Source organism: Microbacterium sp. MYb54 (genome assembly GCF_002979515.1).
Taxonomy (GTDB): Bacteria; Actinomycetota; Actinomycetes; order Actinomycetales; family Microbacteriaceae; genus Microbacterium.
The window spans coordinates 436,714-457,629 of the sequence record NZ_PCPA01000001.1 but is presented as its reverse complement, the minus strand read 5'-3'; the positions used below and the strand labels follow the sequence as shown (position 1 = coordinate 457,629).

Sequence of the window (20,916 nt, the reverse complement as noted above, 5' to 3'; positions counted from 1 at the left end):
ACCCCGGGCAGCTGAAGGGGCGGATGCTCCCGCATCCGCCCCTTCAGCTACTCGTGATCAGACGTGTGAGGGCTCGCGCTCGGATGCGGTCTGGTCGCGGTCTCGCACCTGCACATCCTCAGCGTCGGCAGCGACGTCCACGGGGTGCGCCCCCCGTCCGGCCGCGCGGACAGCGCGGACACGCCGGGCCTTCGGACGACCATGGGTGAAATAGATCGGCAGACCGACGAAGAGCAGACCGCCGACGAGGTTTCCCACTACTGTGGGCAGCTCGTTCCAGACGATGTAGTCCCACACGGTGAAGTCAGCGCCCATCAGCAGACCCGACGGGAACAGGAACATGTTGACGATCGAGTGCTCGAAGCCCATGTAGAAGAACAGCATGATGGGAAGCCACATGGCCACGATCTTTCCGATCGTGCTGTCCGACACCATTGCCAGCACTACGCCGGTGGAGACCATCCAATTGCACAGAACGCCACGGATGAACAGCGTCAGCATGCCGGCGGCTCCGTGATCGGCGTACCCGACTGTCCTCCCGTGGCCGATCTCGCTGATCGCCTCGCCCACGGCGCTGGGCGCGGTCGAGAACCCGTACGTGAAGTACACGGCCATCAGGATCGCCACCAGGAAGGCTCCGCCGAAGTTGCCGAGGAAGACGAGTCCCCAGTTGCGCATCAGGGCTCTGAACGAGGCTCCGGGTCGGCGGTCGAGCACGGCGAGCGGTCCGAGCGTGAAAACACCCGTCAGCAGGTCGTACCCCAGGAGATACAGCATCACGAAACCGACGGGGAAGAGCACGGCGCCCAGGAGCGGCTGGCCGGTCTGGGTCGAGACAGTGACGGCGAACGCCGCGGCGATCGTGAGGAGAGCAGCGCCCATGAAGGCGCGGATGAGGGTGTCGCGGGTGGACAGTTGAAGCTTGTACGCGCCGGCGTCGACCATGCGCGTGGCGAGCTCGGCGGGCTTGATGTAGGACACAGGACCTCCACGGGGACAGGAGCACGGATGCTCGGCTGCCTCGAGCATGGACGAGGGGCGTTTCCGGAGAGGACGCGCGAGGTTACATCTGTGGAGCGAACCGCTCACTTCTGGTTCCGTGCGGTGTGAGGTTGCGCCGTTACCTATCCGTGATGCGATCGTTCACGGGGGACACACGACCTGTGACATCCGAGAAACATGCCACGCATAGCGTCTTCGGTGCGGGACCATCGCCGCCGACAGGAGCCACACGGATGAACCACTCGACCGCCACCGAGATCCTGATCGTCGGTGCGGGGATGGCGGCGCGGCGGTTCGCCGAGCAGCTCTTGGAACGTGTGTCCGAACCGGTGCGGGTGACGATGATCGGCGACGAGGGGCGACAGCCCTACGACCGCTCTCGGCTCAGCGAGCTGTTCCTCGGGGTGGCTGAGGAAGATCTGTCCTTCGGTGCCTCGCTCTTCGACGACGAGCGGCTCGAGCTGATCGTCGACGACCGGGTACTCCGGATCGACCGCCGGGCGCGGACCGTGCTGACCCGATCCAGACGGATCCATCGCTACGACACCTTGGTGCTGGCCACCGGCGCCTATGCGGCCCGGGTCGCGATCGAGGGCTCCTCGCTGCCGGGATGCTTCGCATATCGCACGCTCGACGACATCGAAGAGCTCCGCGAGTTCGTCCAGGTGCGCGGGGCCGAGCTCGGTCGCGATCTGCGCGGGGTCGTGATCGGTGGCGGGGTGCTCGGTCTCGAGGCGGCGGGAGCGCTGCAGGCCATGGAGGTCGATGCGACCGTCATCCAGTACGCGGATCGACTCATGGCCGCGCAGCTCGACGGAACTGCTGGCAGCATCGTGAAGCGGCATCTGCAGGCGCGCGGCATCACTGTGCGCACCGGCACGCGAGCGACCAGGATCGATCCGGACGAATCCGGAGCGGTGACCGCGATCGAGTACCAAGACGGGTCGTTCCAACGCGTCGACGTGGTGATCTTCACAGTCGGGATGCAGGCGCGCGACGAACTCGCCCGCAACGCCGGGATCGACGTGCATCCGTTCGGTGGCATCGTGATCGACGACGGGTGCCGCACCTCGGACCCGAGTGTGCTGGCGATCGGCGAGGTCGCCAGCTACGACGGGCGCTGCGTCGGGCTCACCACGGCCGCGCACGAGATGGCCGATGTGGCGGTCGCCAGGATGCTCGGCGGCGATGTCTCGTTCTCCGGATACGACGAATCGGCTGCGGTCACGCTGGCCGGCGTCGAGGTGGTCAGCTTCGGCGACGCACTCGCCAGCACGCCGGATGCGGTCGACGTGCTGTACGCGGATCCGATCGCCGGGGTCTACAAGAAGCTCGTCCTGGCGGAGGACGCTCACACGCTGCTCGGCGGGATCCTGGTAGGCGATGCATCCGCATACGGCGCGCTGCGACCGCTGGTCGGGGCGCGGCTCCTCGGCGAGCCCTCGTCGTACGTGCTGCCGGTGCGTGGCTGATCCGCGCCGAGGCTGCTATCCGGCGGGCGTCTCGCTCGGGACGGGGGTCTCAGAGGGGGCCGGTGTCTCGCTCGGAGCGATCGTCGGGGACGGCGTGGGCTCAGGGGCCGCCACCTGGGCGTGCACGACCTGGCTGGCGATGGCAGCGGCGACGATGACGACGCCGACGATGACGCCGATCGTGTTGTCGCGCACGCGGCGACGGATCTGCCCGTCGTGCCAGCTGGTGCGGGCCGCATGGATGCGAGCACGTTCCGCCTGCGCTCGCTGCTGTGCGTTCTTGGACCCGCGTGCCACCATCTGCCCTGGTTCCCCTCACTGCGTCGCCATTCGACGTCGCGTCAGAGCCTACCGTCGTCACGACTTCGCGCTGAAGCGATGGCCTTCTGCAGGGCTTGGTCCACCAGGCAGGGTCGCCATACCGGTGCCGACCGGTTACTTTGGTGGCAATTGACCGCCTCCGTCCGAAACAGGAGCATTCCCATGCAGTGGACCAGGAACGTCGTCGCCGCCCTCGCCATCAGCGCCATCGTCGCGCTGGGCGTCGTCCCGACGACGCAGGCGGCCGAGATCCCGCCACCGAACAACGACATCGCACGCATCCTGGCAGACACGAACGCCGCACGAGCCGCGAACGGGCTTGCTCCGCTCGTGTTGGACGGCGCCGTGACCACGGTCGCGCAGAACTGGTCGGCGACCCAATCGCGTGAAGGCCGGATGTATCACAACCCGCAGTACTCGAACCAGATCCCGGGCGGATGGAGCAGAGCCGCGGAGAACGTCGCGTCCGGGTACTCGCCCGCGGATGTCGTCGGCGGGTGGATGAACTCGCCGGGGCACCGGGCGAACATCCTCGGTGACTACACGACGATCGGCATCGGCTACGTCAACGGGTACGCCACGCAGGTGTTCGCGAAGTATCCGGTCTCGACGCCGACTCCGACCGTGCTGCCCCAGGATGCTTCGGTGCGGAGCCACGTCGCCCAACGGGGATGGATCACAGGCGGCGGTACCACCGGTCAGGGCCTGGGCCTCGAAGCGCTGGCCGTGCGACAGCAGGCGGGAAAGATCATCTGCCTCCAGGCGCACGTCCAGAACATCGGGTGGATGACACCCGTGTGCACGCAGGGTTCAGGGACCGAGGCCACGGTGGGTACGACCGGTCGCGGACTCCGCATGGAGGCGCTCCGGGTCTGGAGCCCGGACAACAGGGTGTCCGGACGAGGGCATGTCTCGAACATCGGCTGGCAGGCACGCATGGTCTCATCCGCGCCAGGTGCACAGATCTCGATCGGCACCACCGGGCAGTCCCGACAGCTCGAGTTCGCCGACCTCTTCCGGTGACAGGGATGTCGCCCGCCCCGAGTAGCCTTGGCGGGTGACCCCTTCCGCGCCGCTCCTCTCCGGGCAGACGCCTCTCGCCGTGCGCATGCGCCCGGTGTCCCTTGCAGAGGTCGCCGGGCAGCGGCACCTGCTGCGCGCCGGATCGCCGATCGTCGCCCTCGCCGATCCGGAGGCGACTTCACCCGGAGCCGTATCGATCATCCTGTGGGGGCCTCCGGGCACCGGGAAGACGACGCTCGCGCAGGCGATCGCCCGTTCATCCGGGCGCCGCTTCGTCGAGCTCTCCGCGATCACGGCCGGTGTGAAGGACGTGCGCGAGGTCATGCAGGAGGCCATCACGCAGCGCGATCTCTACGGGCAGACGACGATCCTCTTCCTCGACGAGATCCATCGCTTCACGAAGGCTCAGCAGGATGCATTGCTCCCCGGCGTCGAGAACGGCTGGGTCATCCTGATCGCCGCGACCACCGAGAATCCCTCGTTCTCCGTCATCTCGCCGCTGCTCTCGCGCTCGCTGCTGCTGACGCTCCAGCCCCTCACCGATGACGACATCGGACTGCTCGTCGATCGTGCGGTCGACGATGCCCGTGGCCTCAACGGAGCTGTCGCGCTCAGCGACGAGGCCCGCTCCGCCCTGGTGCGGTTGGCATCAGGCGATGCGCGACGCGCACTCACGGGACTCGAAGCGGGGGCGGCGGTCGCGATGTCCCACGCCGCCGCTGCAGACCCCGAAGACGATTCAGGAGACCAGCCCGGTGCGGAGGGAGTGCCGCAGGTGTCCGCCGACGACGTCGCGCAGGCCGTCGACAAGGCGCTGTTGCGCTACGACCGGCAGGGCGATGAGCACTACGACGTCATCAGTGCGTTCATCAAGTCGATCAGAGGTTCTGACCCTGATGCCGCGCTGCACTATCTCGCGCGCATGATCGAGGCGGGGGAGGACCCGCGCTTCATCGCCAGGCGGCTGGTGATCTCGGCTTCGGAAGACGTGGGTCTCGCCGACCCCCAGGCGCTCGGCATCGCAGTGGCCGCCGCGGACGCGGTGGCGTTCATCGGGATGCCGGAAGGCCGCATCCCACTCGCCGAGGCGACCGTCTACCTCGCGACCACAGCGAAGTCGAATGCGGCGTATGTCGGCATCGATGCCGCGATCGCAGACATCCGCTCCGGCGGTTTCGGGCGTGTGCCGCTGCATCTGCGAGACGCGCACTATCCCGGGGCGAAGCGCCTCGGCCACGGCCGCGGATACGTGTACTCGCACGACAGCGAGTTCGGGGTCGTGCCGCAGCAGTATCTGCCCGATGAGCTCGACGGGCGGCACTACTACGAGCCGAAGAACCTCGGGGCGGAGCGCGACATCGGCGCGCGGCTCGAGCGCATCCGCCGCATCCTCGGCGACCGCTGACGCTTCCGATCGGGTGGAGAACCGCGATCTGTTAGACTTGAGCGGCTCGAAACCGAGTTTTCGGGCATCTCCTCGTTCACACCACACCTTGCTGGCGCCCCGGCGTGCGCTCCAAGGCAGAACGCGGACGATACGTCCGTGAGTCGTGAAAGACGCGACCACGTCATCGGAAGGACAAACTTCGTGACCACGAAGTCCCAGGACCGCCGCAAGGTGCGTCTGAGCCGTGCCCTTGGCATCCCGCTCACCCCGAAGGCCGCCCGCTACCTCGAGAAGCGTCCCTACGCTCCGGGTGAGCACGGCCGTACCAAGCGCAAGGCAGACAGCGACTACGCCGTCCGTCTTCGTGAGAAGCAGCGTCTTCGCGAGCAGTACGGCATCCGCGAGAAGCAGATGCGCAACACCTTCAACGAGGCACGTCGTCACGACGGTCTGACCGGTGAGAACCTGGTCGAGCTCCTCGAGATGCGTCTCGACGCTCTCGTCGTGCGTTCGGGCTTCGCCCGCACCACGGCTCAGGCTCGCCAGCTCGTCGTGCACCGCCACATCCTCGTCGACGGCCAGCTCGTCGACCGCCCGTCGTTCCGCGTGAAGCCGGGTCAGCTCATCCACGTCAAGGCCAAGAGCGAGGGCACCGAGCCCTTCCAGGTGGCAGCAGCCGGCGGTCACGCCGAGGTTCTGCCCCCCGTTCCGGGCTACCTCGAGGTCGAGCTCGACAAGCTCCAGTCGCGTCTGGTTCGTCGCCCGAAGCGCGCCGAGGTCCCCGTGACCTGTGAAGTGCAGCTCGTCGTCGAGTACTACGCGGCTCGCTGAGCATCGCTCACACTGCTCGCTGAGAGCATCAGGGCAAGAGGCGTCGGGATTCCCGACGCCTCTTGTCGTTTCCGCATACGATGGAGGCACCGCGCCTACGCGGGTAGAGGCAAGGATGACGACATGAAGAATGTGCTGTGGTTCCTGATCGGTGTGATCGGCGGCTTCGTCGCGGCTCACTTCATGAACAAGGACCCGCGCGGTCACGACATCCTCGCCGAGGTCGATGCCCGGATCAACGGTTTCACCGCGATCCTCGGCGACGCCTACCGCGAGCAGGAGGCACGGCTCACGGAGCCGGGCGACAACTGAACCACCGCAGCAGCGCTTCGGCGCGGCATCTTCACGCAAGGACACCCGGAACCTTATGAAAACTGCGGAAATCGCGCAGCGTTACCTCGACTTCTTCGAGAAGAACGACCATCTCATCGTCCCCTCCGCCTCCCTGGTCAGCGACGACCCGTCTCTGTTGTTCACGGTCGCCGGAATGGTGCCGATGATCCCGTATCTCACGGGTGTCGTGCCTGCGCCCCACCCGCGCATCGCCGATGTGCAGAAGTGCATCCGCACCAATGACATCGAAGAGGTCGGTCGCACAGCCCGTCACGGAACGTTCTTCCAGATGCTGGGCAACTGGTCGTTCGGCGATTACTTCAAGGAAGGCGCGATCCGCTACGCCTGGGAGCTGCTGACGAGCTCCGAGTCCGACGGCGGTCTCGGCTTCGATGAGAAGGACCTCTGGGTCACCGTCTACGAGACCGATGACGAGGCCGAGGCCATCTGGCGCGACATCATCGGGCTGAAGCCGGAGCGGATCCAGCGCCTCGGACGCGCTGACAACTACTGGAACACCGGCCAGCCCGGTCCCGGCGGCCCCGACTCGGAGATCTTCTTCGACCGTGGTCCGTCCTACGGCAAAGATGGCGGGCCAGCCGTCGACGACTCGAGGTTCCTGGAGATCTGGAACCTGGTGTTCATGCAGGACTTCATCGAGAACATCCGCGGCAAGACGGAGTTCGACATCGTCGGCGAACTGCCGATGAAGAACATCGACACCGGCATGGGACTCGAGCGCGTCGCGTTCATCAAACAGGGCGTCGAGAACATGTACGAGTCCGACCAGGTGCGCCCGGTGCTCGACCGTGCCATCGAGCTCTCCGGCCGGCGCTACGGTGCAGAGCACGAAGACGACGTCCGTTTCCGCGTGATCGCAGACCACGTGCGCTCGTCCCTCATGCTGCTCTCCGACGGCGTCCGGCCCTCCAACGAGGGACGCGGCTACATCCTGCGTCGTCTCATGCGTCGCACGGTCCGCGCCATGCGTCTGCTCGGTGTGGATGAGCCCGTGTTCCCCGAGCTCTTCGCCGCCTCGCGCGACGCCATGAAGTCGGCCTATCCGGTGTTGGAGAACGACTGGTCGGTGCTCTCCGCGTCTGCTTTCGCCGAGGAGGAGACGTTCCGTCGCACACTCGTCGCCGGCTCAACGATCCTCGATCTGGCGCTCGACGAGACCAGGAAGAGCGGGGGGAAGACGCTCAGCGGCCCTGAGGCCTTCCTGCTGCACGACACCTACGGATTCCCGATCGATCTCACGCTCGAGGTCGCCGAGGAGGCGGGCCTCAAGGTCGATCGCTCCGCTTTCGACACGCTCATGCAGGAGCAGCGCCAGCGCGCGAAGGCTGACGCCCGCAACCGCAAGCGGCAGTTGGCCGACGTGTCTATCTACCGCGATCTGCGTGCTCTGGGTGAGACCGGCTTCGACGGCTACACCGCCCTCGAGGTCGAATCCCGTGTGCTCGGACTCCTCGTCGACGGTGCGCCGGTACGGAGCGCCTCCGAGGGGCAGGTCGCAGAGGTCGTCCTCGCCGAGACCACCCTGTACGCCGAGTCGGGTGGCCAGGTCGCCGACAAGGGCACCATCGTCGGCCCGGGCTACGTGCTCGAGGTGCTCGATGTGCAGAAGCCTGTGCCCGGACTGATCAGCCACACGGTCGAGGTCACTCGCGGGAGTGTGGCCGTCGATGACATCGCGACCACGGTCGTGGATGCCGCGAACCGTCGCGCCGCGCGCCAGGCGCACTCGGCCACCCACCTCGTGCACGCCGCGCTCCGCGACACGCTGGGCCCGACCGCCACTCAGGCCGGGTCGTTGAACCGCGCCGGCTACATGCGGTTCGACTTCTCCTGGTCGCAGGCTCTCTCCGCCGACACCCGCAGCGAGATCGAGGAGATCACGAACCGTGCGGTGCAGGATGCCCTCGAGGTGACCACGCGCATCGTGTCGCTCGATGAGGCGAAGGAAGCAGGCGCCATGGCGCTGTTCGGCGAGAAGTACGGCGATGTCGTGCGCATGGTCGACATCGGCGGCCCTTGGTCGCGCGAGCTGTGTGCCGGCACGCACGTGAGCACGAGCGCGGAGATCGGACTCGTCAGCCTGGTGGGAGAGTCCTCCGTCGGAGCCTCCAACCGTCGCATCGAGGCGCTCGTCGGCGCCGACGCCTTCCGCGAGCTCGCCGCAGAACGGGCCATCGTCTCTCAGCTCACCAGCTCCCTGAAGACTCCGCGTGAACAGCTGCCGGAGCGGATCGCCGATCTCACCGCGAACCTGAAGGCTGCCGAGAAGCGCATCGCTCAGTTCGAGGCGAAAGAGCGCGCAGGGCTCGTCCCCGCGATCGTCGAGTCTGCGACGCGCGTCGGCGCATTCCGCGTTGCGGCGCAGAACCTCGGCGACGTGGCTTCTGCGGACGACGTCCGCGATCTCGTCAACGGTGTCCGCGATCGACTCGGGTCGGACGCGGCGGTCGTGGCTCTCGGCGCAGTCGTCAACGGGCGCCCTGTCGTGGTCGTGGCGACCAACGATGCGGCCCGCTCGGCCGGTGCGAAGGCGGGTGCGCTCGCGAAGCGCGCCGCCGGAATCCTCGGCGGTGGTGGCGGCGGTCGCGACGACGTCGCCCAGGGTGGTGGCGCCGATGTCGAGGCCCTTCCGTCGGCGCTCGAAGCCATCAGCCAGGAGCTGCACGTCGCGTGAGTGGGTTCCGCCGCGGTGTGCGGCTCGGAATCGACGTCGGCCGGGCGAGGGTCGGTGTCGCTCGCTGCGACCCCGACGGCATGCTCGCGGTCCCGGTCGAGACGGTTGCGAGGGACGACGCATCGATCGATCGCATCGTGCAGCTTGCGGGGGAGTACGACCTACTGGAGTTCGTCGTGGGTCTGCCGGTGAACATGCAGGGCGCCGACACCGCGTCGACCACGGATGCGCGGGAGTTCGCCGCAGCGCTTCACACGCGAAGCGGCCTCCCCGTGCGGCTCGTGGACGAGCGGCTCAGCACCGTGACGGCGCACGCAGCTTTGCGCAGTTCCGGGAGATCTCAGAAGAAGTCTCGTAGCATTGTGGATCAGGTCGCCGCCGTGGTGCTTCTGCAGCAGGCGATCGACATGGAGAAGAGCACCGGAAACCCGGCCGGTGCCACCATCTCGCCTGACGAGGAGCACGCCTGACGATGTCTGAACGAGACAGCGCTACCCCCCGACACGACCACGACTCCCGCTTGGGGGACCTGTTCGAGAACCTCCCCGATCCCACGCGGCAGATTCCGACCGTCGACGACAGCGCGCCCCTGCCCGGATCGCGTCGCGCAGCTCGTGAAGCGGCCTCGGAAGATGGCGCCGCCACACCGGCGCGCGGAACGGCGAGCGCTCCGTCCGAGCCATCGCCCGTTCCGGTTCGTGCCTCGGCCGACGATGCGGCTTCACCAGCCACGGCCGCTGTGCCTTCGTCGACCCCGGTCCGAGCTTCGGCCGATGCGGCTGAGACGCCAACGCGAGCGGTGCCGCTGGTGGCGCCGTCCGGCGCAGCCACGCCGGAGCCGCCCCTCGGAGGCGGGCTCGACGACCTTTTCGCACCCCATGACGACCATGTGGATGCGCGACCGAAGAAGAAGAAGCGCCGCAAGGGATGCCTGATCGCACTGATCATCGTCCTCGCTGTCCTCGGCGGAATCGCGGCGACCGGTGTCTGGGTAGCGAACACGTACGGGGACAAGATCAGCGACGTCATGGGCTGGGGCGAATCCAAGGACTGGGAGCCGGGGCTCGCGAGCGGCGAGGCACTCGTCACGATCAAGCAGGGCGATACCGGTGCGCCGGTGTCGGCCGCCCTCTTTGAGGCGGGTGTGACGAAGACGAAGGACGTCTTCTACGACTACATCGTCGATGAGAACCTCGCGGTCACCTTCTACCCCGGCGTCTACCGCCTGCAGGAGAAGATGACGGCTGAGGCTGCTCTGGATGCTCTCAAGAACGACGCCAACAAGATGGCGAACGCGGTCTCCGTGTCGGAGGGGGGCACGATCGTGTCGTCGCTGCCGGCAATGGCCGAGACTCTGGGGCTTCCGCTGGCCGACTTCGAGGCTGCAGTCCAGGACCCGTCGGCGTACGGTGTCGACGCGCCGAGCCTCGAGGGCTGGTTGTTCCCTGCCGTGTACGAGTTCGATCCCGGTGTCACCGCGCCCCAGGTCATCCAGCGCATGGTCGATCGCACCCGTGAGTCTCTCGATGGCGCCGGTGTCCCTGCCGCTGATGCGGAGCGCATCCTGACGATCGCGTCGATCATTCAGCGCGAGGGGCGACTGGACGACTTCGCGAAGGTGTCGAGGGTCATCCAGAACCGTCTCGACATCGACATGCTCCTGCAGATGGATTCGACGGCGCAGTACGGCTACGGCTCCCTCCACGAGGGCGTCGTGTCGAGCTCCAAGGAAGCGCTGGAGGACGACAACGAGTGGAACACCTACGTGCGCAAGGGGCTCCCGGCGACGCCGATCGCGAGCCCGAGCGACGCGGCCATCAAAGCGGCCATGAATCCGGCGGACGGCCCGTGGCTCTACTTCGTGACGATCAACCTGGCGACGGGGGAGACGCAGTTCTCCCAGACCATGGCGGAGCACGAGCAGGGCATCGAGAAGTGGCGCGAGTGGTGCAGGGCGAACCCTGAGGGCGGTTGCTGAGACGGTGGCTCGAACCCGATTGGCGGTCTGGGGGGACCCGATCGCGCACTCCAAGTCGCCTGACCTGCATGCCAGCGCGTATCGGGTCCTGGGACTGGACTGGGAGTACGGGCGCCGTCAGGTCGCAGCCGAGACCTTCGAGTCGACCTTCAGCCAGCTCGACAGCACCTGGCGCGGTCTCTCGCTGACGATGCCGCTCAAGGAGGCGGCGTTCCGGGTCGCTGCGACAAGAGACCGACACGCCGAGCTCACTGGCGCGGTCAACACGCTGCTTCTGGGTGACGCCCCCGCCGGATACAACACGGATGTCGGCGGGATCGTGGACGCGCTGGCCGAGGCGGGCGTCGACCAGGCAGGACACGTGCGCATTCTCGGAGCCGGGGCCACGGCTGCGTCGGCACTCGTGGCAGCTTCCGAGCTCGGAGCAGGTCGAGTCGAGATCCGCGCTCGACGGCCGGAGCGCGCAGCAGCACTCGTCGACCTCGGGGAGCGGATCGGAACGGTCGTGGAGGTGTCGCCTCTCGATGCGCCGCCCCTCGATGTCGATCTGACGATCGCTACCTTGCCCAGTGGGACAACGCTCCCCGTCGAGACCGCCACCGCGTTCGGGACGAGTGGCGGGACGCTCTTCGACGCCGCCTACGCTCCGTGGCCATCGGCTCTCGCTGTGTCCTGGGGCGAAGGAGCGGTCGTCTCCGGACTCGGAATGCTGCTGCACCAGGCGGTCCGCCAGATCCGGATCTTCCACCACGGTGACCCGGTGATCGAACTCCCCGACGAGGATGCCGTCATCCGCGCCATGCGCGCTGCGCTCTGACAAGAAGCCGCGGACGAAACGCGGCGCAGCAACGGTCCGAACACATGGGAGACTGGAGCAATGCTCCGCGTGCTCACGGCCGGCGAATCCCACGGCCCAGAACTCATCGCCGTCATGGAGGGTCTGCCCTCCGGTGTCCCGGTCTCCTCCGTTGCCATCCAGGCCGATCTCGCCCGCCGCAAACTGGGCTACGGCCGCGGCTCGCGGATGAAGTTCGAGCAGGACGAGTTGACGATCTCCGGCGGCGTCCGCCACGGCAAGAGCCTCGGCAGCCCGATCGCCCTCCGCATCGGCAACACCGAGTGGCCGAAGTGGATCGAGGTCATGAACCCCGAGCCGGTCGAGCTCACCGACAAGTCGCGCGGACGCAGCGCTCCGCTGACGCGCCCGCGTCCCGGCCACGCAGACCTCGTCGGCATGCAGAAGTACGACTTCGATGAGGCGCGACCCATCCTCGAGCGCGCGAGCGCGAGGGAGACCGCCGCCCGCGTCGCACTCGGTGCGATCGCGCGCTCGTTCCTGGGCGAACTCGGCATCCGCCTCGTCAGCCACACCCTGTCGATCGGCCCGGTGCAGGTGCCGGCCGGTTCTGCGCTGCCCACACCGGACGACGTCGAGGTGCTCGATGCCGATCCGCTGCGTTGCTTCGACCCGGCGACATCAGCGCTCATGGTCGCCGAGGTCGACGATGCGAAGAAGGATGGCGACACGCTCGGTGGCATCGTCGAGGTGCTCGCCTACGGCCTTCCGCCAGGACTCGGCTCGCACGTGCACTGGGACCGCCGCCTGGACGCGCGTCTTGCTCAGGCGCTGATGAGCATCCAGGCGATCAAGGGCGTCGAGGTCGGCGACGGATTCGAGACCACACGACGCCGAGGCTCGGCAGCGCACGATGAGCTCTTCGCCACCAGCGACGGCATCACTCGTGGTTCGGATCGTGCCGGTGGTACCGAGGGTGGCATGTCCACGGGCACCGTGCTCCGCGTTCGTGCCGGCATGAAGCCGATCGCCACTGTGCCGCACTCCCTGCGGACCATCGACATCGCAACGGGCGAGGACGCAACGGCGCATCACCAGCGCTCGGACGTGTGCGCCGTGCCGGCCGCCGGAGTGGTCGCCGAAGCCATGGTCGCCGTCGAGCTCGCGAACGCCGTGCTGGAGAAGTTCGGCGGCGACAGCATCCGCGAGACGCGTCGCAACCTCGACGGCTACCTGGCGGGCATCCCCGCCGAGCTGCGCACGACACCGGCGTCCGAGGCGGCGCTCATCGCGCATGACGAGCGCGTCTGACTCGCTGACGTTGGTGCTGGTCGGCCCGATGGCCGCCGGCAAGACCAGCGTCGGCAGGCGCGTCGCGCGTCGGCTCGGTGTCGCCTTCATCGATACAGACCGGCGCATCGTCGCCGCACACGGGCCGATCCCCGGCATCTTCGCTGAGCACGGGGAGGCTCATTTCCGCGAGATCGAGCGCGCGGCGGTGGCCGACGCTCTCGCCGAGGGCGGAGTGATCTCGCTCGGGGGCGGAGCGGTCACCGAGGCCGCGACGCGCGACCTGCTGCGCCATCAGCCCGTGGTCTTCCTGACGGTCAGTCCGGAAGCAGTCGCGGACCGTCTGCGTGGCAGCAGCCGACCGTTGCTGGCGGGGGAGGATCCCGTGGAACGTTGGAAGAAGATCTTCGAGGAACGTCGGGGCTGGTACGCCGAGGTCTCCTCGGCGACCTTCGACACCTCACGGCGTCCGATGCAGAAGATCGCGGACGAGATCGTGACATGGAGGAGAGAGCAGCGATGAGCACGACGACCATCAGCGTCACAGGGAACGACGCCTACGACATCTCGATCGGACGGGGGATCCTCGACCAGGTTTCCGCCGCCCTCGCGCCGGGTGTGCGCAAGATCCTGGTCGTGCACCCCCCGACCCTCGCCGCCCGCGCGGCCGAGCTGCGCGATCGCCTTCTCGCGGACACCGCCGAAGGTCCGCGTGAGGTGCTGCTCGCCGAGATCCCCGACGCCGAGCAGGGCAAGCGAATCGAGGTCGCGGCCTTCTGCTGGCAGGTGATGGGACAGGCCGACTTCACGCGCAGCGATGCCGTCGTCGGCTACGGCGGCGGCTCCGTCACCGATCTCGCCGGGTTCGTCGCTGCCACCTGGCTGCGCGGTGTGCAGCTCATCCAGGTGCCGACCACCGTGCTCGGACTCGTCGACGCGGCGGTCGGCGGCAAGACCGGGGTCAACACGGCTGAGGGCAAGAACCTCGTCGGAGCCTTCTGGGCTCCGAGCACCGTCGTCGGCGATCTCGACGAGCTCGCCAGTCTGAGCCCGAACGAGGCGACGGCCGGGTTCGCCGAGGTCGTCAAGGCCGGGTTCATCTGGGCGCCGGAGATCCTCGACATCGTCGAAGCCGATCCCGCACGCGCGGTCGACCCGACGACGGATGAGTTCCGGCGTGCCATCGAGCTCGCCATCGACATGAAGGCCAAGGTCGTCTCCGACGACTTCCGTGAGGCGGGGCTCCGCGAGATCCTCAACTACGGCCACACTCTCGGCCACGCGATCGAGCATGCCGAACGGTACCGCTGGCGCCACGGCGCGGCCATCTCCGTCGGGATGCTGTACGCCGCTGAGCTCTCACGTCTCGCGGGACGCCTGCCGGATGCCGCGGCCGAACGTCATCGCACCATCCTCGAATCGCTGGGTCTTCCCACCTCGTACCGCGCCGGTGCGTGGAAGCAGCTGCTCGCCACGATGCAGCGCGACAAGAAGAGCCGCGGCGGAATGCTGCGCTTCATCCTGCTCGATGACATCGCCAAGCCCACCGTGCTGCAGGCTCCCGACGAGTCGCTCATGTTCGCCGCGTACCAGGAGGTCGGCTCGTGAGCGGGCGCATCCTCCTCGTGAACGGCCCGAACCTGAACCTCCTCGGCACGCGGGAGCCGGAGGTGTACGGCACGGCGACCCTCGCCGACGTGGAACGGATCACCGCCGAGGCCGCGGCCGAGTTCGGGTTCGAGGTGCGTGCGGTGCAGAGCAACCATGAGGGAGTGCTGATCGACGCGATCCACGCCGCGCGCGAGGACTGCGCAGCCATCGTGATCAACCCCGGAGGTCTCACCCACACGTCCGTCGTCCTGCGCGACGCGCTCACTGGGGTGTCGCTCCCGTTCGCCGAGGTTCACATCTCCGACGTCTACAAGCGCGAGGAGTTCCGGCACCACTCATACCTCGATGGCGTCGCAGCAGTGCGTGTGGTCGGACACGGCGTCGACGGCTACGCAGACGCGGTGCGGCAGCTCGCAGCACTCATCCCTTAGAATCGACTGTCGGCCCCGTCCGACCCCGCAGACTCACGAACGGAACTCGCAGCGCATGGCATCTACCGCAGACATCAAGAACGGCGTCGTCCTCAGCATCGACGGGCAGCTCTGGAGCGTCATCGAGTTCCAGCACGTCAAGCCCGGCAAGGGTGGCGCATTCGTCCGCACCAAGCTGAAGAACGTCGTGTCGGGCAAGGTCGTCGACCGCACGTACAACGCGGGCGCGAAGATCGAGATCGAGAACGTCGATCGTCGTGACTACACGTACCTGTACACCGACGGCGACGGCTACGTCTTCATGGACCAGACCGACTTCGACCAGATCACGGTCGGTGCTGCCACGGTCGGCGATGCGAAGAACTTCCTCCTCGAGAACCAGGCGGTGACGATCGCGTTGAACAACGGCAACCCGCTGTACATCGACCTCCCCGCCTCCGTGGTCCTCGAGGTCACCTACACCGAGCCGGGCCTGCAGGGCGACCGTTCGTCGGCCGGCACCAAGCCCGCAACGCTCGAGACCGGCTACGAGATGCAGGTGCCGCTGTTCGTCGAGGCCGGCACCAAGGTCAAGGTCGACACCCGCACGGGTGACTACCTCGGCCGCGAGAAGTAAGGCGTGAGCGCCCGGACGAAGGCGCGCAAGCGCGCTCTCGACATCCTGTTCTCCGCCGATGTGCGCGGTGACGACCTCGCGGTGACACTGGCCGCCGAGGCGAAGCGTGCAGCGAGCGAGCCCGCACGCGAAGCCTCATGGCTCTATGCCCGCGAGATCGTCGACGGAATCATCGATTCGCGCGACGAGATCGATGAGCAGATCACCACCCACAGCAGGGACTGGAAGCTGGAGCGGATGCCGGCCGTCGACCGCGCACTGCTTCGTATCGCCGTGTGGGAGATCCTCTTCAACGACGAGGTTCCTACCGCTGTCGCGATCGACGAGGCCGTGGAGCTCGCGAAGGAGTTCTCGACCGACGACTCCGGTGCCTTCGTGCACGGCGTACTCGCTCGGGTGGCCCGCGCCGCCTGATCCGTCCGCCGCGAGGCACTGTCGGCGGTGTCGGAGAGGATGGCAGTATGCCCCTTCCGCTTGACCCTTCCCGTTCGGAGGGCGCACCGTCAGCAGGCTGGCGCTCGCTTCTGGGGGCTCCGCGTGATGATGCCCAGACGCAGCTCGCCCTCGGTATCGAACTGCGGATGCGGGACGGGCGCGGGGCCAACCCCTGGGCCTCGCGGCCGCAGCGCACGGCGACCCCGCGCGACGTCGCGAAGCGCACGAGCGAGATCCTGCTGGGCATCCGCCCGCTCGAGAAGAGCCCGGCGACAGGCGCCTGGGTGCTGGGCCAGGCGTCCTGGGACGCGGTGCGCCGTTCGCCGACGCAGTACGGGCGCGACCGATCCAGATGGTTCGCCGATCTGCTCAGCATCGCCCGTGACGCACTCCTCTCCGGTACTGCCGGTGACTGGCTGGTCGCCGATCTGATCGAGTCCGGGCTGCTGTGGGGTCACCTGCGCGCCGCGGCCGACGTCGGGATCCCGCTGGTCGCGACGCAGAAGGGCACATCGATCGTGCTTGCGGACCGTGCCACGATCGGTGCGACGGTGGAACGCGACCTCGACGGCGGGCTCGTGCTGCTTCCCGACATCACGATCGACGGACGCGCAGCCGCCCCGTTCGCCGTACATACGATCGGTCACAGCGGCGTGTACGAGGTCTTCCAGCAGGGAACCCGGCTCCGCGTGACGCTCGCCGAGGTACCGGTCGCCGAACCCGTGCACGCGCTGCTCGCCGCGCGCGAGGGGCTCGTGGTGCCGGTCACAGACGAAGCGGTGTTCTTCCGTGATGCCTATCCGCTGCTGGCGCGCCGGATCGATGTGCGCTCTGTCGGCAGGCTCGAGCTTCCGGAGCTCCCTGCGCCCCGCCTGGTGCTGCAACTGTCCTTCCACCGCGGTGACACGGTCAAGTACACGTTCGAATGGGACTATCGCGGGTTCGGGCGCGTGCCGTTTCCGCTCAGCTCGCATGCGGTGCGGGATTCCGAGGCGGAGGACACCATTCGTGATGTCGTCCAGGCTGTCTGGACGGAACAGCTGGGTGAAGAGCTCGGGCCGACGGGAGCATTTCACGATGTCGCGGCGGCAGAGTTCGTCACGCGCATCGTGCCCGTCCTCGAGGCCGATGGCGTCATCGTCGAGGTCTCCGGCCGACGCAAGAGCTATCACGAGCTGACCGGAGAACCGGAGATCACGGTGACCACGGTCGAGAGCACCGATCCTGACTGGTTCGACCTCGGCGTCCTGGTGAAGATCGACGGACGCACCATCCCGTTCGGCCCGCTGTTCACGGCGCTCAGCAAGGGCAAGAGGAAGCTTCTCCTCTCGGACGGCGGGTACTTCTCGCTCAGTCATCACGCACTCGATCGGCTCCGCGAACTCATCGAGGAGTCGGGCGAGCTCGAGGAATGGGAGACCGGTCCGCGGATCAGCCGCTACCAGACCGACCTCTGGGAGGAGTTCGAGGACCTCGCGGACGAGGCGCTCCCCGCTGTCACCTGGCGCGCGATCGCCGACGGGCTGCGTCGGGCCACCTCGGTGCAGGCCATTCCCGTCCCGCGTGGGATCACCGCCGAGCTCCGCCCGTACCAGAAGGAAGGGCTGGACTGGCTCGCGTTCCTCTGGAGTCATCGGCTGGGTGGCATCCTCGCCGACGACATGGGCCTCGGCAAGACTCTCCAGCTCCTCGCCCTCATGGTCCACGCACGGGAGTCTGGGGAGCGACGCCCGTTCCTCGTGGTCGTGCCCACCTCGGTGCTGGCCACCTGGCGAGGCGAGGCCGATCGCTTCGCGCCGTCGCTCAGGGTGCTGCTGCGTGGCAGCACGCAGGGACCGGCTCTGGCCGATGCGCTCCACGGAATCGATGTCGTGATCACGACCTACGCGGTGGCGCGGCTCGACGAAGCCGAGTACGCCGGTGTCGAGTGGGCAGGACTCATCCTCGACGAGGCGCAGTTCGTGAAGAATCCATCGACCAAATTGCATCGTGCGGTCGCATCGTTCCGTGCGGATGTGACGTTCGCCGTCACCGGTACACCGATGGAGAACAGCCTCAGCGAGCTGTGGGCGCTGCTGAAGCTCACCGCTCCCGGTCTCTTCGCCTCCGCGCGGAAGTTTCGGGAGAACTACATCCAGCCGATCGAGCAGGGGAAGGTCCCCGAGAACGAGGAGGGCGGCGCTTACCGGCAGCGACGCCTCGAACAGCTGCGTCGACGTATCCGTCCTCTGCTGCTGCGGCGCACCAAAGAGCTCGTGGCGCCCGACCTGCCGGCGAAGCAGGAGCAGATCCTCGAAGTCGAGCTCAGCGCGTCCCACCGGGCGCTGTACGAGGTGGTCCTGCAGCGCGAGCGGCAGAAGGTGCTCGGCCTGCTCGAAGACCTCGATCGCAACCGCTTCATCGTCTTCCGCTCGCTCACTCTGATGCGCATGCTCAGCCTCGCTCCGGGGCTGATCGACCCCGAAGACGCGAAGATCGGCTCGCGCAAGCTCGACGTGCTTCTCGATCGCGTGATCGAGCTGCAGGCCGAGGGCCACCGGGCGCTCGTGTTCAGTCAGTTCACGTCGTTCCTCGACCTGGCGGCGGCCCGCCTCGATGCTGCCGGCATTCCGTACGCGCATCTGGACGGATCGACTCGACATCGGCAGAAAGTCATCGACGGATTCACCTCGGGGGAGCAGCCGGTCTTCCTGATCAGCCTGAAGGCCGGCGGTTTCGGCCTCACCCTGACCGAGGCCGACTACGTGTTCCTGCTCGACCCGTGGTGGAACCCGGCGGCGGAGGCGCAGGCCGTGGATCGCACGCACCGCATCGGCCAGGAGAGCCAGGTGTTCGTCTACCGGATGATCTCGACCGGCACGATCGAGGAGAAGGTGCTCGAACTGCAGCGCCGCAAAGCGCGACTGTTCACCGCCGTGCTCGACGACGAGGCGCTGTTCGCGCAGTCGCTCTCCGCCGACGATATCCGAGGCCTGTTCGAGGGCTGACCGGAATACTCACGGCCGGGTCGACCGGGCGCACAGGGAGCCCTCGGTACAATCGAACGGTTCACTTTCGGGAGGAATGCAATGCGGATCACGGGACTCGGCCACGCCGGGATGTTCATCGAGACGGTCGGCGGGAACATCATCTGCGACCCGGTCCTCGGACCCTCGTTCTACGGATCCTGGTTCCCGTTCCCCGACAACAGGGGCCTGGACTGGGAGCGCTTCGGGCGCGAGGCGGACTTCCTCTGGATCTCGCACCGCCACCGCGACCACTTCGACCCGAAGCTCCTCGAGCGCTACATCCGCAAGGACATCGAGGTGCTGCTGCCGGAGTACCCGACCGACGACCTCGAGAAAGACCTGAGGGCCCTCGGGTACACGAACATCACCTATGCGCCGGCGGGCCAGGTGATCCAGCGTGGTGAGCTCAAGATGATGATCACACCTCTTCGCGCACCGAGCGACGGCCCGATCGGCGACTCCTCGCTGAGCGTCGACGACGGCACCGGCTCGGTGCTCAACCAGAACGACTCGCACCCGCTCGATCTCGAGAAGCTGCTCGACTTCGGCAAGCCCGACGCCTACTTCACTCAGGTGTCCGGTGCGATCTGGTGGCCCATGGTCTACGACCTGCCGCTGGACGCCAAGCAGAACTTCGCGCGGCTCAAGCGCGAGGCGCAGAACAAGCGCGCGATGTACTACATCGAGAAGGTCGACGCTCCGCACGTCTTCCCGATGGCAGGGCCCCCCATGTTCCTGCGCGACGATCTCTTCGACTTCAATGGTCTCGGCAAGAACGGCGAGTCGATCTTCACCGATCAGAAGCAGTTCCTCGCCCACATGAAGGAGCTCGCGCCGAAGTACGACGGGCAGCTCTTCATCCCCGGCACCGTCGTCACGGTCGACGGGGGAGCGGTCACGAGCGAGCAGACCCTCTACACCGAGGCCGAGATCGCGCACATCTTCGATGAGAAGTGGGACTACCTCGAGGAGCAGCGGGCGAGCCGCCAGCAGGAGATCCGCGACGAGGAGGCGTCTCGCGCCGAGGTCATCCCGCCCGCGGAGATGCTCGAGGCGATCAAGACCTGGTGGGAGCCGCTGCTGAAGAAGTCCCGCACGATCCGGCTCGGCGTCGGCGGATGCGTCCGCTTCCGCATCGGCGAGCTCGACATGGTCGTCGACTTCCCGCGTGCCAAAGTCCGCGAGTACGACGGTGAAGACTGCATCTACTGGTACACGATTCCCGCCGACCTGGTCTCGACGAACATCGTCGATCATGAGATCGACTGGTCGAACTCGATCTTCCTCTCCATGCAGTTCTCGGTGGGGCGCAGCGGCAAGTTCAACGAGTTCCTCACCACGTTCCTCAAGTGCCTCTCGGTCGACCGGATCGAGTACGTCGAGAACTGGTACCAGGAGCAGACCGACCAGACCGAAGACGCCGAGATCGGCGACTGGGTCGTGCAGCGCCGTTGCCCGCACCTGCGCGCCGACCTCACCCGCACCGGCACGGTCGACGACGACGGAATCCTCACGTGCAGCATGCACGACTGGAAGTGGGATCTGAAGACCGGTCGGTGCTTGTCGACCGCCGGACACCCGATCCGCTCCTCGAAGATCGACGAGGTCACCGACCCCGTGCTGCAGGAGGCGAGCTGATCCACCGGGGCTCCGCGCTCCGATAGACTGACCTCACAAGCAACCTTTA

The 20,916-nt window shown here is 67.2% G+C and carries 19 protein-coding genes; 17 read left to right on the top strand and 2 right to left on the bottom strand.

Annotation, left to right across the window (positions count from 1 at the left end; translation table 11 throughout):
- Positions 1-57: 57 nt before the first annotated feature.
- Positions 58-981: a formate/nitrite transporter family protein gene (locus CQ040_RS02200; protein WP_258131189.1), complete on the bottom strand. Its 924-nt coding sequence runs from the start codon at positions 979-981 to the stop codon at positions 58-60.
- A gap of 254 nt (positions 982-1,235) precedes the next feature.
- Here CQ040_RS02200 and CQ040_RS02195 point away from each other — a divergent pair, with 254 nt between their 5' ends.
- Positions 1,236-2,474: an NAD(P)/FAD-dependent oxidoreductase gene (locus CQ040_RS02195; protein ID WP_105525328.1), complete on the top strand. Its 1,239-nt coding sequence runs from the start codon at positions 1,236-1,238 to the stop codon at positions 2,472-2,474.
- A 15-nt stretch (positions 2,475-2,489) separates the two neighbouring features.
- Here the strand turns inward: CQ040_RS02195 and CQ040_RS02190 are convergent, their stop codons facing one another.
- Positions 2,490-2,774: a hypothetical protein gene (locus tag CQ040_RS02190; protein WP_105525659.1), complete on the bottom strand. Its 285-nt coding sequence runs from the start codon at positions 2,772-2,774 to the stop codon at positions 2,490-2,492.
- Between the two features lie 183 nt (positions 2,775-2,957).
- Between CQ040_RS02190 and CQ040_RS02185 the strand changes: the two genes are divergently transcribed.
- The 16 genes from CQ040_RS02185 to CQ040_RS02110 all read left to right on the top strand — a co-directional run bounded on the left by CQ040_RS02185 (position 2,958) and on the right by CQ040_RS02110 (position 20,867).
- A complete protein-coding gene (locus tag CQ040_RS02185; protein WP_219844664.1) occupies positions 2,958-3,818 on the top strand; it encodes a CAP domain-containing protein in 861 nt (286 codons plus the stop codon).
- 34 nt (positions 3,819-3,852) lie between these two features.
- A complete protein-coding gene (locus CQ040_RS02180) occupies positions 3,853-5,223 on the top strand; it encodes a replication-associated recombination protein A (protein ID WP_105525329.1) in 1,371 nt (456 codons plus the stop codon).
- Between the two features lie 183 nt (positions 5,224-5,406).
- Positions 5,407-6,036: a 30S ribosomal protein S4 gene (gene rpsD, locus CQ040_RS02175; protein ID WP_105525330.1), complete on the top strand. Its 630-nt coding sequence runs from the start codon at positions 5,407-5,409 to the stop codon at positions 6,034-6,036.
- A gap of 123 nt (positions 6,037-6,159) precedes the next feature.
- Positions 6,160-6,348, top strand: a complete 189-nt coding sequence (locus tag CQ040_RS02170; RefSeq protein WP_017202147.1) for a hypothetical protein — start codon at positions 6,160-6,162, stop codon at positions 6,346-6,348.
- Between the two features lie 55 nt (positions 6,349-6,403).
- Positions 6,404-9,064: an alanine--tRNA ligase gene (gene alaS, locus CQ040_RS02165; protein WP_105525331.1), complete on the top strand. Its 2,661-nt coding sequence runs from the start codon at positions 6,404-6,406 to the stop codon at positions 9,062-9,064.
- Entirely contained in the window at positions 9,061-9,534 is a 474-nt protein-coding gene (gene ruvX / locus CQ040_RS02160) for a Holliday junction resolvase RuvX (protein WP_105525332.1), read from the top strand. The genes alaS and ruvX overlap by 4 nt, the downstream gene beginning before the upstream one ends.
- 2 nt (positions 9,535-9,536) lie before the next feature.
- On the top strand, positions 9,537-11,042 hold the full coding sequence (gene mltG / locus CQ040_RS02155; protein ID WP_105525333.1) for an endolytic transglycosylase MltG: 1,506 nt from the start codon (positions 9,537-9,539) through the stop codon (positions 11,040-11,042).
- 4 nt (positions 11,043-11,046) lie between these two features.
- Positions 11,047-11,859, top strand: coding sequence for a shikimate dehydrogenase (locus CQ040_RS02150; RefSeq protein WP_105525334.1), 813 nt, complete (start codon positions 11,047-11,049; stop codon positions 11,857-11,859).
- A gap of 60 nt (positions 11,860-11,919) precedes the next feature.
- Entirely contained in the window at positions 11,920-13,149 is a 1,230-nt protein-coding gene (gene aroC / locus CQ040_RS02145) for a chorismate synthase (RefSeq protein WP_028501822.1), read from the top strand.
- Complete coding sequence (locus tag CQ040_RS02140) at positions 13,133-13,651, top strand: shikimate kinase (protein WP_105525335.1); 519 nt, start codon at positions 13,133-13,135, stop codon at positions 13,649-13,651. Before aroC ends, CQ040_RS02140 begins: the two co-directional genes overlap by 17 nt.
- Positions 13,648-14,736: a 3-dehydroquinate synthase gene (gene aroB, locus CQ040_RS02135; RefSeq protein WP_105525336.1), complete on the top strand. Its 1,089-nt coding sequence runs from the start codon at positions 13,648-13,650 to the stop codon at positions 14,734-14,736. The genes CQ040_RS02140 and aroB overlap by 4 nt, the downstream gene beginning before the upstream one ends.
- Complete coding sequence (gene aroQ, locus CQ040_RS02130; protein WP_105525337.1) at positions 14,733-15,170, top strand: type II 3-dehydroquinate dehydratase; 438 nt, start codon at positions 14,733-14,735, stop codon at positions 15,168-15,170. Before aroB ends, aroQ begins: the two co-directional genes overlap by 4 nt.
- Before the next feature lie 55 nt (positions 15,171-15,225).
- The gene (efp, locus tag CQ040_RS02125; protein ID WP_028501826.1) at positions 15,226-15,786 is read left to right on the top strand and encodes an elongation factor P; all 561 of its coding nucleotides are present in this window, start codon (positions 15,226-15,228) and stop codon (positions 15,784-15,786) included.
- Between the two features lie 3 nt (positions 15,787-15,789).
- Positions 15,790-16,200 (top strand): transcription antitermination factor NusB, encoded by a 411-nt coding sequence (nusB, locus tag CQ040_RS02120; RefSeq protein ID WP_028501827.1) that lies wholly within the window; start codon positions 15,790-15,792, stop codon positions 16,198-16,200.
- 47 nt (positions 16,201-16,247) lie between these two features.
- Complete coding sequence (locus tag CQ040_RS02115; RefSeq protein WP_105525338.1) at positions 16,248-19,208, top strand: DEAD/DEAH box helicase; 2,961 nt, start codon at positions 16,248-16,250, stop codon at positions 19,206-19,208.
- Positions 19,209-19,289: 81 nt separating this feature from the next.
- The gene (locus CQ040_RS02110; protein ID WP_105525339.1) at positions 19,290-20,867 is read left to right on the top strand and encodes a Rieske 2Fe-2S domain-containing protein; all 1,578 of its coding nucleotides are present in this window, start codon (positions 19,290-19,292) and stop codon (positions 20,865-20,867) included.
- Positions 20,868-20,916 lie beyond the last annotated feature (49 nt).

What these genes read in the sequence shown, in the direction of transcription:
- CQ040_RS02115 (WP_105525338.1), top strand. Translation starts at nt 16,248, where the DNA reads ATGCCCCTTCCGCTTGACCCTTCCCGTTCGGAGGGCGCACCGTCAGCA.
- efp (WP_028501826.1), top strand. Translation starts at nt 15,226, where the DNA reads ATGGCATCTACCGCAGACATCAAGAACGGCGTCGTCCTCAGCATCGAC.
- aroC (WP_028501822.1), top strand. Translation starts at nt 11,920, where the DNA reads ATGCTCCGCGTGCTCACGGCCGGCGAATCCCACGGCCCAGAACTCATC.
- CQ040_RS02190 (WP_105525659.1), bottom strand. Translation starts at nt 2,774, where the DNA reads ATGGTGGCACGCGGGTCCAAGAACGCACAGCAGCGAGCGCAGGCGGAA.
- alaS (WP_105525331.1), top strand. Translation starts at nt 6,404, where the DNA reads ATGAAAACTGCGGAAATCGCGCAGCGTTACCTCGACTTCTTCGAGAAG.
- aroB (WP_105525336.1), top strand. Translation starts at nt 13,648, where the DNA reads ATGAGCACGACGACCATCAGCGTCACAGGGAACGACGCCTACGACATC.
- CQ040_RS02110 (WP_105525339.1), top strand. Translation starts at nt 19,290, where the DNA reads ATGCGGATCACGGGACTCGGCCACGCCGGGATGTTCATCGAGACGGTC.
- CQ040_RS02185 (WP_219844664.1), top strand. Translation starts at nt 2,958, where the DNA reads ATGCAGTGGACCAGGAACGTCGTCGCCGCCCTCGCCATCAGCGCCATC.
- CQ040_RS02195 (WP_105525328.1), top strand. Translation starts at nt 1,236, where the DNA reads ATGAACCACTCGACCGCCACCGAGATCCTGATCGTCGGTGCGGGGATG.
- CQ040_RS02140 (WP_105525335.1), top strand. Translation starts at nt 13,133, where the DNA reads ATGACGAGCGCGTCTGACTCGCTGACGTTGGTGCTGGTCGGCCCGATG.
- CQ040_RS02170 (WP_017202147.1), top strand. Translation starts at nt 6,160, where the DNA reads ATGAAGAATGTGCTGTGGTTCCTGATCGGTGTGATCGGCGGCTTCGTC.
- mltG (WP_105525333.1), top strand. Translation starts at nt 9,537, where the DNA reads ATGTCTGAACGAGACAGCGCTACCCCCCGACACGACCACGACTCCCGC.